Source organism: Acidobacteriota bacterium, assembly GCA_039028635.1.
In the GTDB taxonomy this organism is placed as follows: Bacteria; Acidobacteriota; Thermoanaerobaculia; order Multivoradales; family JBCCEF01; genus JBCCEF01.
On record JBCCHV010000019.1, the window covers coordinates 1 to 12770 of the forward strand.

Sequence of the window (12770 nt, forward strand, 5' to 3'; positions counted from 1 at the left end):
CGCCGATCACCCAAACGCTGGTGCGCCCGATGCCCGGTCGGCGCCGGAAGTAGGCCACCCCGAAGCCCCAGATGACGAGCGCCGCCAAGGTTTCGTAGAGCTGAGTCGGGTGCACCGCCATCAGTTGCGAGTCGGGAATCGAAGCCGGGATGTCGACGGCGAAGCTGTCGCGCAGGACACCGGCGGTGGTTTCCGGCAGACCATGGGGAAAGGCCACCCCCCAGGGCAAATCGGTCGGCACGCCATAGTCGTCGCCCACCAAGAAGCACCCCACCCGGCCGACGGCGTAGCCGAGGGCGAGGCCCAGGGAAGCGGCGTCGATGGTCGGCCAGGGCGCCAGGGAACGGCGCCGCACGGTCCACACGATGGCCACCACCGCGAGCACGAAGCCGCCATACCAGACCAGTCCCGAGCGGGCGAACAGGAGTTGCCAATCGCCGTAGAGCATGGCGTAGTAGGCCTTGGCTCCGACGATGCCGCCAACGCCCCCCGCGAAGACCAGCGAACTGGCATCGTCGTCGGTTCCGGCACCGCTGCGCAGCAATCCCCAGCGCAGTTGGTAGTAGGCCGACAAGAAGGCGAGCACCATCATCACCCCGAACGGACTGATGGCGAACGAGCCAACACGGAACAGCTCAGGAATCATCGCGGAATCTCGATTGACGGGCGGACGGAAAAGTCTCGAAGGGCAGGGTGAAGATGGATCGCCGACGGTCGCTCGCCGATCCGGAAGCAGGCCCCGGGCAGCAGGCGAGGGCGCCGATGCTACCACCCCCGGTGCGCCCCGACGAGTCGTCGTCCGAAGTGCTAAAATAATCGATGGAGGAATTCATCGCGCACCGCAACAGCCGGCCGTCACCCCCTCCACCCTTCCCCGAAATTTCCCGGACCCAAGGCTCACCTGAGCGCTAGATAAAAAGATGCATAGTTCTAGTGCGCGCCGAGAACGAAACCGGGACAGGAAATTTGTGCTACCCTTAGGACGTGATTGCCTAACGAGGGAATGGAGGGTGACAACATGGGGATGGTCAAAGAAGAAGTCAAGCAGATCGTCGAGCAACTGCCCGAGGATGCCACCTGGGACGACTTGATGTACGAAATCTACGTCAAGCAGAAGGTCGAAGTGGCGGAGACCGCCGTTGCCGGAGGCAAGGTCGTCTCCCATCAAGAAGCCCGTAAGCGCATGGGGCGGGCGTGAGCCTGGCCTGGGCCGAGCCCGCTCTCACCGACCTGGAAGCGATCCAGGAGGTCCTGGGCCGGGACTCGGAACCCTTCGCCTCGCGGGTCCTCGATCGTCTGATCGACGGCGTCGAGCGGGTCGTCACGGTGCCGCGCATCGGTCGTATCGTCGCCGAGATCAGCGACGAGCGGGTTCGCGAGCTGATCTTCCACAGCTTTCGGATCATCTACCGCGTCGAGCCGTCGCGCATCGTCATCTTGGCGGTGCTGCAGGGCGGACGGACCCTGGCCGACCGGCGCGAGCCGCGACGCTGGGAAGTCGTCTAGTCCAACCTCCTCGCCAGGGCCGGTTCTAGGCTCTGGAAGCGCGGGGACGACCGATCGCCCTCCCCATCCCCGATCGGATCCGTCCCAAGGAGCTCCGTCTCCAACCCTTCGCGCCAGAGTAATCTCCGCCGTTCTCAGGCGCCCTTCTCCTGCGAGCCGCAAGCTTCCCACTACTCCCACTCGATCGTGCCCGGCGGCTTGCTGGTGACGTCGTAGACCACCCGGTTGACCCCCGGCACCTCGTTGACGATGCGGCTCGCCGCCCGACCGAGCAGCTCGTACGGCAGGGGGCTCCAGTCGGCGGTCATGAAGTCCTGAGTCTCGACGGCACGCAACGCCACCACCTTCTCGTAGGTCCGGTAGTCGCCCATCACGCCCACCGTCTTCACCGGTAGCAGCACGGCGAAGGCCTGGCTGGTCTTGTCGTAGAAGCCGGCGGCCCGCAGCTCGTCGATGAAGATGGCGTCGGCTTCGCGCAGCAGGTCCGCCGCCTCTTCCGTGACCGGGCCGAGCAGGCGCACCGCCAGCCCCGGCCCGGGGAATGGATGCCGCCCCACCAGATGCTCCGGAATCCCGAGCTCGCGACCGAGCTGCCGGACCTCGTCCTTGAATAGGAAGCGCAGCGGCTCGATGAGCTCGAAACCGAGCTTCTCGGGCAGACCGCCGACATTGTGGTGGGTCTTGATCACCGCCGACGGACCGCGCACCGAAACCGACTCGATGACGTCCGGGTAGAGCGTCCCCTGGGCCAGGAAGGCCATGTCTTCGAGGGCCGCGGCCTCTTCCTGGAAGACGGCGATGAACTCGCCGCCGATGATCTTGCGCTTGCGCTCCGGATCGGCCACGCCGTCGAGGGCGCGATAGAAGCGTTGCCGGGCGTCGACGGTGCGGATGGGGATGCCGAGGCCGTCGCGCAGGCTCTCCTCCACCTGGCGGCGCTCGCCCTTGCGCAGCAGTCCGTGATCGACGAACACGGCCAGAAAGCGATCACCGATGGCGCGCGCCAACAGCGCCGCCACCACCGAGGAATCGACCCCTCCGGAAAGCGCACACAACACCTTGCGCTCCCCCACCTGGCGGCGAATGTTCTCGACCGCCTCGTCGAGGTACGAAGCCATGCCCCAGTCCCCCGTCGCGCCACATCCCTGGTAGAGGAAATTGTGCAGCACCTGACGCCCGGAGACGGTGTGCGACACCTCGGGATGGAACTGAATCCCCCACAGGCGGCGATCGAGGTCCTCGCACGCCACCACCGGCGCGTTGTCCGTCGAGGCGATGACGCGGAAGCCCGGCGGCGCGGTGCCGACCCGATCGCCGTGGCTCATCCACACCGTCTCTCGCCCCTCGAGGCCGGCGAGCAGCATGCCGGGCTCGTCGACCTCGACCTCGGCGCGACCGTACTCGCGCTCCCCGGAGGCCTCGACCACGCCGCCCAGAAGGCGGGTCATGAGCTGCAGCCCGTAGCAGATGCCGAGCACCGGAACACCGAGGGCGAAGAGCTCGACGGGCGCCTGCGGGGCGCCCTCGGCATAGACACTCTCGGGACCGCCGGAGAGCATGATGCCGATCGGATCGCGGCGCCGGATCTCGTCCAGCGGATGGTCGAAGGGATGAACCTCACAGTAGACCCCGAGCTCGCGAATGCGGCGGGCGATGAGCTGGGTGTACTGACTCCCGAAATCGAGAACCAGCACCGTCTGGTGGGGTGCGGTGGTCATAGGATGGTCTCCGGTTTGAGCTCACGGGTCATCAACTGCTCGAGGGCACGTCGAGGGTCCTTGCCCTCGTACAACAGGGCGACCACCTGCTCGGTGATCGGCATGGCGACGCCGAGGTCGGCGGCGAGGCGGGAGATCGCCAGCGAGGTGCGGATGCCCTCCGCCACCATCTGGGTTCCGCCGGTGATCTCGTCGAGGGTCTTGCCGGCGGCCAGCTCGATGCCGGTCTTGCGATTGCGCGACAGTCCGCCGGTGCAGGTCAGGACCAGGTCGCCGAGGCCCGCCAGGCCGGCGACGGTGCGCTCGTCACCGCCGCTCGCCACCACCAGGCGGGTGATCTCGTGCAACCCACGGGTGATCAGGGCGGCGAGGGTGTTCTGTCCCAGGTCGAGGCCGGCGACCACTCCGGCGGCGATCGCGATGACGTTCTTGGTGGCGCCGGCGAGCTCGGCACCGACGACATCACTCGAAGAGTAGAGGCGCAGCGCCGGCGACGCCAGGCGCTCGCGCAACAGGGTCGCCAGGCTCTCGTCGTGGGCTGCCACCACCAGCACCGTCGGCAGACCGCGGCCGAGCTCGGCGGCGAAGCTCGGTCCGGTGAGCACCGCCGAGCGCACCGCCGCACCGCTGGCTTCGCTTTCCTCCCGGGCCACCCGACTCATCCGCGCCAGGGACTCGACTTCGATGCCCTTGGTCGCCGACACCACCGCCAGAGGCTCGGGGTCACGACGCCGGTCGAGCAGCGCCCGCAGCGCCTCGCGGTAGCCGTGGGAGGGCACCGCCATCAAGGCGATGTCGCAATCCACCAGATCGTCGAGGTCGGCCGTCACCCGAATCGTCGGCGAGAGCTCGACGCCGGGCAGATAGGTGGCGTTCTCGCGCGCCGTGGCGAGGGCATCGGCCAGCGGCGGGCGACGGGCCCACAGGCGAACATCGTCGGCGACGGTGGCGGCGTGCACGGCGAGGGCCGTGCCGAAGGAGCCGGCCCCCAGAATGGCAATCGATTTCAAAGCCTCATGTCCCCCTCTTCTGCCACAGATGACTCAGAGGCCGCTCATCGCCGGAGCGCAGGCGGCGAAAATTCGAAAAGTGCATCACCAGAACCAGTAGTGCCACCACCGGCGAAGCGATCCAGAGGGCCGCCTCGTCGCCCACCCAGCCGAGGCGCTGGAGCCCGTAGAGCAAAGCCGGGTAGGACGCGGCGCCGAGCATCGACCCGAGGGAAACATAGCGCGTCACCAGCACCGTCAGCAGAAAGACCACCATCACCGCCAAGGCCACCAGCGGCGCCATCACCCCGAGGGCTCCGATCGCCGTCGCCACCCCCTTGCCGCCACGGAACCGGAAGTAGAGCGGAAAGATATGGCCCACGACCACGGCGATGGCGGCGGCGGCCACCACCACCGGCGCCAGGCCCAGCCGTTCCGCCAGCCAGACCGGCAGCATGCCTTTGGCGACGTCGAGGAGGAGGGTCGTCAGGGCCGGTGCCAGACCGGCGGCGCGCAGCACATTGGTGGCGCCGGCATTGCCGCTGCCGATGGTCCGCACATCGCGGCGACGCACCGCCCGCACGATCAGGAAGCTGAACGAAACGGAGCCCAGAAGATAGGCCCCGAGCACCAAGAGGAGGGCGCCCGTCATGGCTGGAAGGCGACCTCCGACAAACTTCGGTAACGCACTCCTCCAGGTTCCTGGAGGCTCTCGAAGAGGGCTGCGCCGAGGGCGCGGAAGGGCTTGCCCCAGGCGCCGGCAGCCCGCCCGACGAAGGCTTCGCGGGCGCCTCGCGGCCAGGGCCGGCGGCAGCGGGCGACGGTGACGTGAGGGCGAAACGGACGAGCCTCCGGACCGTGATCGAGGGCCTCTCGAACGGCGGCATCGACGGCGGCCTTGAGCGCCATCAATGGCGGTACCGGCTCGACCCCGGCCCACAGCACGCGACCGCCGAAGGAGCCGCCATCGACGAGCTGCAGAGAGAAGCTCGTACAGGGCTGCAGGTGCCGGTGCAGGGCCTCTTCGAGGCGCCGCCGGCCGTCCTCCCCCAGCTCGCCGAGAAACCGCAAGGTGACGTGAAGATTGCTGGCCGCGATCCAGCGCGCCTGCGGCAGCTCGCCACGCCATGGCCGCGTGCGATCGATCAGCCCCCGACGCACCACCGAGGGCAGCGGCAGCGCGACGAAACTTCTCACGGCAGCAACCTTCGGCGCAGCATTTCGAGGGCGATCTGGCTGGTCAGCCAGCGCACCCGGCCGCGATCGCCGGCCAATCGAACGCGTCGATGGTCGACGCCCTCCGGCCCAGCGCAGGCCAGGTGAACGGTGCCCACCGGCTTTTCTTCGCTGCCGCCCCCGGGTCCGGCGACGCCGGTGACGGCGAGGGCATAGTCGCCGCCGAGGCGGGAAAGGGCTCCCGCCGCCATCGCTCGGGCCACCGCCTCGCTGACCGCGCCATGGGCAGCCAGCAGATCCTCGGCTACGCCGAGCTGCGCCGTCTTGAGCTGGTTCGAATAGGTCACCGCCCCACCGAGGAAGTAGGCGCTGCTGCCGGCGGTCGCCGTCAGCCGCTCGGCGATCAGGCCGCCGGTGCAGGATTCCGCCGTCACCACCGTCCGGCCCCGTTGCCGCAACAGCTCGCCGACGGTCCCCTCGAGGGTCTGGTCACCATCGTCCGTGAACACCGCCGGCCCGACCAGCTCGCGCAATCGCCGGGCGATGGTGGCGAGCCGGCGCTGGCGCTCCCCCTCGCGCCCGAGGGCGTGGAACTGGAGGCGCACCTCCCCCGGCTTGGCGAGCACCGAGAGGGTCTCCCGACCAAACTCCTCATAGGCCGGCGCGATGCGCTCCTCGACCGTCGATTCGGGCAGGCAGGCGACCTTCAAGGCGGCGGTCTCGAGAACCTGGTCGAGGCCCCGGGAGCGCAGCCAGGGCTCGAGGTGATCGCCGATCATGGCCTCGAGCTCGACGGGCACGCCGGGAAACAGGAAGACCGCTGTCCCGTCCGCCTCCAGGCGCTGGCCGGGAGCCGTGCCACGCCCATTGGCGAGCACCTCGGCGCCGGCGACGACGAATCCCTGTCGTTGATTGACGGCCGGCATCTCGAGACCGTACTCGCGGAAGCGACGGCGCAGGCCGGCGACGATGTCGTCGTCGAGAGCGAGCTCGCGGTCGAAGGCATCGGCGGTCGCTTCCCGCGTCAGATCGTCGGCCGTCGGTCCCAGGCCGCCGGTGATCAGCAGCAGCCCGTGGACCGCCGCCAGCCGCCGAATCTCGGCCCCCAGGGCGGCCCGATCGTCTCCCACCACGGCCTTGGTGGCGAGCTCGACACCAAAGGCCTCGAGCACCTGCGTCAGGCGAAGTGAGTTGGTATCGAGGCGATCCGTCCCGAGGAGCTCGGAACCGACCGCGAGAATCGCCGCCTTCATAAGCTCGGCATGATACCCGCCGCCAGCGGAAGCGCAAGACGATCACGACGTTGACAGCCGGCAGGGCGTCTTCGATACGATGCTGGCGTCTATGAATACTGCTCGCCAAGCCTCCCTCCTGCTCGTTTCCGGACTTTTCGCCTTCAGCCTCGGTGCGCTCGCCGATAGCGCATCCGCGGCACCCCAGGCGGACTCCTTCCAACGCACCGCCACGGTGCGCCTCGCCGGCGATGGGGAACGTCTCGACGCCGGCATTCGCGAGCGCTCGGGACGCCAGGAGCTCGTCCTGTGGCGGGTGACCGACGGCACACGACGGCGGGTTGCAGCGCCCCCGGGCCAGAAGGCCAAGCTGCGCAGCGAGCCCCTACCGATCGTCGAGGACGGCTCCCTCACCGCCCTCGCCTGGCTCGAAGGGGATCGACCGTCGGCCATGGCGGTGCGCTTCGCGGCCCGCCTCGGCGATGGCTGGGCTCCGGTCCAAGTGGTCGCTCCGCCGGGCCCCGGCACTCAGATCGGCCTCGCCGGCGCCGCCCTCGACGAGGGCAGCCTGCTGCTGCTGTGGGCGGCCTTCGATGGCCAGGACGACGAGATCCTGTGGAGTCGCTGGAGCGGTGGCACCTGGAGTGACGCCCGGCCGTTGGCGGGCGACAACGCGGTTCCCGACATCACGCCGGCGGTGCTCGCCGTCGACGGCGGCGCGCTGGCCGCCTGGAGCCGCTTCGATGGCCGCCAGTACCAGCTCGTCACCGCTCGCTTCGACGGCCGTCGCTGGAGCGAGCCGATGGCGGCGGCGCCACCGGGCTCCCTCTATCCGTCCTTCGCCGAAGGCCCTGCCGGGCGACACCTGATCTACCGCAGCGCCGCGCCCCGGGGTTGGGGCTCGCTGGCTCTCGACGGCAGTGGCCGAATCGTCGCCCGCACCGTGCTCCCCAGTGCCGAGCTGGCCCGCCCCAGCATCGAGGCGCCGGACCGCTGGCGCTTCCCGAGCGGTACGGCGGCGACGATCCGCTGGGAGGTGACGCCGTGATTCGCCTCCTGCTGATCGCCTCGCTCCTCGCCTTGGCTCTGGTCCCGGCCGCCCAAGGGCAGCGCTATATCGCCTTCGGCGACTCCATCACCCAGGGCGTCGGTGACGACCCGGATCGCGCCGAGCAGGGCTATCCGCCCCGCCTCGAGGATCTCCTCACCGCCGGCGGGGCCACCGCGACGGTCGAAAACCAGGGGCTCGCCGGAGAGACCACCGCCGAAGCCCTCAGCCGCATCGACGGCGTGCTCGACGGAGGCGGCGACATCCTCCTGTTGATGGAGGGCACCAACGACATCAACGATCGGGTGAGCAAGGAGACCATCCGCTTCAACCTCGATCAGATCTCCCGGCGCGCCGGCGGTCGCGGCATGGAAACGGTGCACGCCACCCTGGTGCCTCGCCTGTCGACGGCCAACTTCGACGGCAGCAACCGGGTCACCGGCGAGGTCGCCGGCGAGATTCGCAACCTCGCCTGGTCCAACGGCGAACGCCTGGTCGACCCCTTCGAGAGCTTCTTCAACGGCTCGACGCCGTTCGCCAGCTTCTATGTCGGTGGCTCCGACCGACTGCACCCCAACCCCGAGGGATACGATCGGCTCGCCCAGGTCTTCGCCGACCTGCTCGGCGGCAGCGACAACCTGCCGCCGGTCACCGGCCTGGTGTTCCCGAGCGATGACCAGCAAGGCCTTCCCGGCGACACCGAGGTCGAGGTGGAGCTGTTCGATTTCGGCGCCGGCATCGATCGCAACACCACCGACCTGTTGATCAACAATGAAGTGGTGACGGCGCAGGAAACCGGTGACGCGCAGCGGCTGGTGATGCGCTATCGGCCGACCGATCCCTTCGTCGGCGTGGTTTTCGTCGGCCTGCGCACCCAGGACCTGGCGAGCCCGAGCAACAGCCGCAACACCACCCTGGCGCAGTTCGTCGTCGCCGGCACCGACTTTTTCCGCGGCGACATCGATCGCGATGGTCGGGTCGACGGTGCCGACCTGATCAACTTCGCGCGCCGCTTCGGCGCCCGCCGCGGCGATAGTCGTTTCCGCGGCTTCGCCGATTTCAACGGCGACGACATCATCGACGGCCAGGATCTCGCCATCCTGGCGGCCAGCTTCGGCCAGACTTCCTTCTAGGGAAGTCCGCCTATTCGGCGGTGATGCGGGTGCGCAGGAGGGTGGGTGGCTCGAGCCCTTCCGGCGAGATCTCGAAGCATTCCCGGAAGGCCGCCATCAGGGCCGGATCTTCGCGCCGTAGATAGACCCGGGCAAGCTCTTCCCCGCTCTCGACGGAGTCGCCGAGGCGTTTGCGGTAGTGCACCGCGACCCCCTGGTCGATGGTGCTTCCACCGGCCCGACAGGCGTCCGACAGCAGCATTCCGAGCCGTCGGTTGTCGACCCCTGAAAGGTAGCCATCGGCAGGACCCTCGAGGGCATACTCGATCGGAGCGAGCTCACACTCCGGCGACGCCAGCCAGGCTGCTTCGGCCCCCTGCAGCTCGGCCCAACGGTCGAAGCGCTGGCGCGCCCGCCCCGAGGACACCGCCGCCTCGAGATCGGCGGAGCTGCGATCGCAGCCGGCGAGAGCCGCCACCTCGACGCCGAGGGCGTAGGTCACCGCCATCAGATCGGCCGCACCGCGGCCCTCGAGGGCCTCGAGGGTGGCGAGGACCTCGGCACCATGACCGATCCACTCGCCAAGGGGCTGACTCATATCGGTGATCAGGGCGCTCGAGCGGCGCCCCAGCCCTTCCACCGTCGAAACCAGCAGTTGGGCGAGCGACTCGGCGTCCTCCTGACGCGGCAGGAAGGCGCCGCTGCCGGTTTTGACGTCGAAGACCAGAGCGCTGGCGCCGGTGGCGAGCTTCTTCGACACGATGCTGGCGGTGATCAGGGGTAGCGAGTCGATGGTCGCCGTCTGATCGCGCAGGCGGTAGAGACAGCGGTCGGCGGGGGCGATCTCGGCGGTGGCGATGCCGATCGCCATGCCGACCTCGTCGAGCAACCGGCAGCAGCCGGCGCGATCGAAGTCGAGCCGCAAGCCCGGGATGCTCTCGAGCTTGTCGGCAGTGCCGCCGGTATGGCCAAGGGCCCGGCCCGTCAGCATCACCACCGGGACGTCGCAGGCGGCCAGGATCGGCGACAGAATCAGCGACACCGTATCGGCGACACCGCCGGTGGAATGTTTGTCGACCAGGGTCGGTATTTGCGCCGCCAGATCCCAGGTCTCTCCGGACTCGAGCATGGCGACGGTGAGAGCGCGGGTTTCGTCGCCATCCAGCCCATGGATCGCCGCCGCCATCAAGAAGGCGCCGAGCTGAGCCTCGCTCCAGGAGCCATCGGAGGCACCGGCGGCAACCGCCCGGATGTCGTCCGTGGACAGGCCTTGGCCGGCCCGCTTGCGTTCCAAGATGTCGAAAGGTTGGGTCACTTCAAAGCTCCGCGCGCCGGCCGACCAGCGTCGGCCGGACCTGCCAGCCGCGCCGGTGGGAGGACCGGACTCAGGCCCCGAGGCCGGCCGTCGGTCCGCTCTTCTGCCGCGCCACGGCGGCGAAGGCCGACTCCGGATACTCCTCGACCAGACGCTGGAAGGCGGACTTGGCGTCGTCGCCGCGGTCGAGCTCTTCGTAGGTGGTGCCGAGCTCGAACAGAATGACGTCTCCCGGCAGAGGGCGAGCCTCCGGATTGAGCTCCATCATCGCCTCGAGCTCACTGGCCACCTCCGCTTGCTTGCCTTCGGCGCGGTCGAGGGCGAGCAGGTTGCGGCGCACCTGACCGGCGAGCAACTGGCCCTCGTGATCGGTCAGGAAGCCCTCCCAGTGCTGACGGGCACCGGCGAGATCGCCGCGATCGGCGGAGATTCGCCCCAGGTAGACGGCGGCGACGCCGCCGGGGCCGGTCGCCCCATAGCGCTCCACCACCTCCTGGAAGCTCACTTCGGCGGCGTTGCGGCGGGCCTCTTCGTCGCTGAAGGAGGGCTCGTCGGCATCATCCCCGGTCTCGCCTTCGGCGACGATCGGGGCGTCATAGGTCTTCATCGCCTGCTCGAGGGCATCGCCCGCCTTGCGCACCTTGCTGGCGTTCCACTGCACCAACGCGACGATCAGCAGGACCAGCGCGATGACGCCGGCGAGAGCGCCGACCAACAGCTTGACGTGGCCTTCGGCGTACTCCACGGTACGGCCCAAGGCCTCGGCGAACTCGTCCTTCTTGATCTCCTTGCGCGTCAACTTCTGGGCCATGGCCGACTTCTCCCTCGAATGGAACCGGGCTCATCGCCCGAGCTTTTTACCCAACCTCGGCTCTCGAAACGCCCGCGGGCGCAGAAACACGGGACCGATACCGCCCTCGTTCTCCTGCGCACCGCTTTCCGGATACGGCGGGGGGCGCCTCGCGGAGCCGCCTGAATTCTTCAGGCGCCGGGGCGAGAAGCCCCGGGCCAGGACGCCGGATCGGCGCCCGCATGAGGGCCGAAAGCTACCACAAAACGGCCCCTTTTCCGCAGTCCCGGGCGACGGCCGCGAGAGCCCGGAACGTGACCTGACCTAAGGACAGAGGTCGAAGGTCGAGGTGTCCTGGATCGCTGTGAAGGCAGGACCCTCGTCCTGACGGTAGACCCGCGAGCGGCCGGTCGAGAGATCCTCGACGGTCAGCTCGACGCCGCGATTGGTCAAGCCGCTGGCGAAGACCCAGGAGCCGCCCACCGTCGAGCAACCGTCGATCGCCTTGACCACCACCTCGACGTTCTTGCCGTCGAAGAACCAGAAATAGCCGGTGTCGGCGGTCCAGTTGACGGCCTGGGCCGAGCGCAGCTCGGTGCCCTCCCTCCAGCCGAGGGTGACCCGGAAGCGGCCATCGAGCAAGCACAGGGTGGAGGCACTGGGGACGCAACCACCGGTCACCTCGAAGGCCCCGATGTCACAACCGTCGCCACTGCCGCGGCGCTCGCCGCGCTGGTCCATTTCGGCACAGGCCACCGCGGCCACGGCGTCGCGAGCCGGGCTCGACGGCAGCAGCGAATGGGTCGGCGTGCCGCCACCATTGAGGGCCAGGGGCCCGAGCTCGGGCTCGAGGATGGTCGCACCACCCACCAGGTCTCCCGCCACCCCGGCGACCACTCCCTGGCAACCACCGCCCTGGCCCACCAGATTGAAGCCGGCGCTCTCTACCTGGCCGTAGCAGTCGGTGCCTCCCGCCCAGGTGAGATTGCGCGCCAAGATCGATGCCTGGACCCGTGCCGAGGCCAGACCGTGCACGTAAACTCCACCGCCGACCTTCATGGCGCGGTTGGCGTGCAGCGTGCTGTGCCGTAGGTCGAGGTCGCCACCGGACGCGACGTAGAGGCCGCCGCCATACTCGTACTCGGCATTGTTCTCGGAGAAGGTCGAGCCGGCGACCTGCAGGCTGCCGGAGCCGGCCACCGCGCCGCCGGAGCTCCCCGCCTGGTTGCGAATCAGGCTGCTGTAGGTGATCTCGACCGCCCCCTGGCTGTAGATGGCACCGCCCAGGGCGTGGTCGGCGAGGGCCTGACTGTCGGCGATCACGCTGCGATCGAGCACCACCGTGCTGTCATTGTCGAGGGCGCGCACGGCGCCTCCGGAATGGCTCCCGGAATCACCGTTCTCCAAGCGCACAGCGACCAGCTCGAGACGCACCGCGCCGCGCAGGTCGAACAGTCGGTCGAGACCGCGGCCATCGATGCGGGTGCGGTCGGCGCCGGCACCGATGATGGTCAGGTCATCGGACAGATCGAGGTCACCGGTGGCGGCTTGATCTTCGCCGCGGCCACCCAGGGTCAGGAAGTAGGTGCCCTCACCGAGAACCACCACGTCCGCACCGGGGCGGCGATTCGCCGCCCGCACCGCATCGCGCAGGGTGCAGTCGGCACCGCAGCGACCGGAGATGCCGTCAGCAGTGTCGGTAGGGGTCCACACGGTGCCGTGGGCGACACCGGCGAGCAGAACGAACAGCGACAAGAAGAGAATGCAGCGCAATGCCATGAGGGAGGCTCCTCTGAAGCAGTTTCCGCGAGCGATGAAGAGGGTAGATTCGGCGCGGATCCTAACATCTCGCGCCGGCCGGCGGGCCCGGACGGCGCCGCTCGG

Annotated in this window: 13 protein-coding genes; 4 read left to right on the plus strand and 9 right to left on the minus strand. The window is 68.9% G+C overall.

All coding sequences use genetic code 11. From position 1 onward, the window contains the following. The coding region (locus tag AAF604_09650) for a prolipoprotein diacylglyceryl transferase family protein (GenBank protein MEM7049915.1) at nt 1-646 on the minus strand (646 nt) is incomplete at its 3' end. Between the two features lie 378 nt (nt 647-1024). Between AAF604_09650 and AAF604_09655 the strand changes: the two genes are divergently transcribed. Together AAF604_09655 and AAF604_09660 are read left to right on the plus strand one after the other, a co-directional pair. Continuing rightward, nucleotides 1025-1198, plus strand: coding sequence for a hypothetical protein (locus AAF604_09655; GenBank protein MEM7049916.1), 174 nt, complete (start codon nt 1025-1027; stop codon nt 1196-1198). Then, complete coding sequence (locus AAF604_09660; protein ID MEM7049917.1) at nt 1195-1506, plus strand: type II toxin-antitoxin system RelE/ParE family toxin; 312 nt, start codon at nt 1195-1197, stop codon at nt 1504-1506. The genes AAF604_09655 and AAF604_09660 overlap by 4 nt, the downstream gene beginning before the upstream one ends. A gap of 170 nt (nt 1507-1676) precedes the next feature. On the opposite strand, the gene guaA is transcribed toward AAF604_09660, so the two are convergent. Genes guaA through AAF604_09685 form a run of 5 tightly spaced genes read right to left on the minus strand, consistent with a single transcriptional unit; the run spans nt 1677 to nt 6642 of the window. Continuing rightward, nucleotides 1677-3224: a glutamine-hydrolyzing GMP synthase gene (gene guaA / locus AAF604_09665; protein ID MEM7049918.1), complete on the minus strand. Its 1548-nt coding sequence runs from the start codon at nt 3222-3224 to the stop codon at nt 1677-1679. Next, on the minus strand, nt 3221-4234 hold the full coding sequence (locus tag AAF604_09670; GenBank protein ID MEM7049919.1) for an NAD(P)H-dependent glycerol-3-phosphate dehydrogenase: 1014 nt from the start codon (nt 4232-4234) through the stop codon (nt 3221-3223). The genes guaA and AAF604_09670 overlap by 4 nt, the downstream gene beginning before the upstream one ends. Nucleotides 4235-4238: 4 nt before the next feature. Beyond that, nucleotides 4239-4865, minus strand: a complete 627-nt coding sequence (plsY, locus tag AAF604_09675) for a glycerol-3-phosphate 1-O-acyltransferase PlsY (protein MEM7049920.1) — start codon at nt 4863-4865, stop codon at nt 4239-4241. After that, nucleotides 4862-5410 (minus strand): RNA 2',3'-cyclic phosphodiesterase, encoded by a 549-nt coding sequence (gene thpR, locus AAF604_09680; GenBank protein MEM7049921.1) that lies wholly within the window; start codon nt 5408-5410, stop codon nt 4862-4864. Before thpR ends, plsY begins: the two co-directional genes overlap by 4 nt. Continuing rightward, entirely contained in the window at nt 5407-6642 is a 1236-nt protein-coding gene (locus AAF604_09685; GenBank protein MEM7049922.1) for a CinA family nicotinamide mononucleotide deamidase-related protein, read from the minus strand. The genes thpR and AAF604_09685 overlap by 4 nt, the downstream gene beginning before the upstream one ends. A 91-nt stretch (nt 6643-6733) precedes the next feature. Here AAF604_09685 and AAF604_09690 point away from each other — a divergent pair, with 91 nt between their 5' ends. Together AAF604_09690 and AAF604_09695 are read left to right on the plus strand one after the other, a co-directional pair. Next, nucleotides 6734-7669: a hypothetical protein gene (locus tag AAF604_09690; GenBank protein MEM7049923.1), complete on the plus strand. Its 936-nt coding sequence runs from the start codon at nt 6734-6736 to the stop codon at nt 7667-7669. Continuing rightward, the gene (locus AAF604_09695) at nt 7666-8802 is read left to right on the plus strand and encodes a GDSL-type esterase/lipase family protein (GenBank protein ID MEM7049924.1); all 1137 of its coding nucleotides are present in this window, start codon (nt 7666-7668) and stop codon (nt 8800-8802) included. Before AAF604_09690 ends, AAF604_09695 begins: the two co-directional genes overlap by 4 nt. 10 nt (nt 8803-8812) lie before the next feature. On the opposite strand, the gene AAF604_09700 is transcribed toward AAF604_09695, so the two are convergent. From AAF604_09700 to AAF604_09710, 3 genes are all read right to left on the minus strand, one after another. Next, nucleotides 8813-10096: a thymidine phosphorylase gene (locus AAF604_09700; protein MEM7049925.1), complete on the minus strand. Its 1284-nt coding sequence runs from the start codon at nt 10094-10096 to the stop codon at nt 8813-8815. 70 nt (nt 10097-10166) lie between these two features. Further along, nucleotides 10167-10907, minus strand: coding sequence for a tetratricopeptide repeat protein (locus AAF604_09705; protein ID MEM7049926.1), 741 nt, complete (start codon nt 10905-10907; stop codon nt 10167-10169). A 303-nt stretch (nt 10908-11210) separates the two neighbouring features. Continuing rightward, entirely contained in the window at nt 11211-12665 is a 1455-nt protein-coding gene (locus AAF604_09710; GenBank protein ID MEM7049927.1) for a right-handed parallel beta-helix repeat-containing protein, read from the minus strand. Between the last annotated feature and the right edge of the window lie 105 nt (nt 12666-12770).

Bases quoted from the DNA above. Each gene is read 5' to 3' on its own strand.
- AAF604_09690 (MEM7049923.1), top strand. From the start codon at position 6,734: ATGAATACTGCTCGCCAAGCCTCCCTCCTGCTCGTTTCCGGACTTTTC.
- AAF604_09710 (MEM7049927.1), bottom strand. From the start codon at position 12,665: ATGGCATTGCGCTGCATTCTCTTCTTGTCGCTGTTCGTTCTGCTCGCC.
- guaA (MEM7049918.1), bottom strand. From the start codon at position 3,224: ATGACCACCGCACCCCACCAGACGGTGCTGGTTCTCGATTTCGGGAGT.
- AAF604_09685 (MEM7049922.1), bottom strand. From the start codon at position 6,642: ATGAAGGCGGCGATTCTCGCGGTCGGTTCCGAGCTCCTCGGGACGGAT.
- plsY (MEM7049920.1), bottom strand. From the start codon at position 4,865: ATGACGGGCGCCCTCCTCTTGGTGCTCGGGGCCTATCTTCTGGGCTCC.
- AAF604_09655 (MEM7049916.1), top strand. From the start codon at position 1,025: ATGGTCAAAGAAGAAGTCAAGCAGATCGTCGAGCAACTGCCCGAGGAT.
- AAF604_09705 (MEM7049926.1), bottom strand. From the start codon at position 10,907: ATGGCCCAGAAGTTGACGCGCAAGGAGATCAAGAAGGACGAGTTCGCC.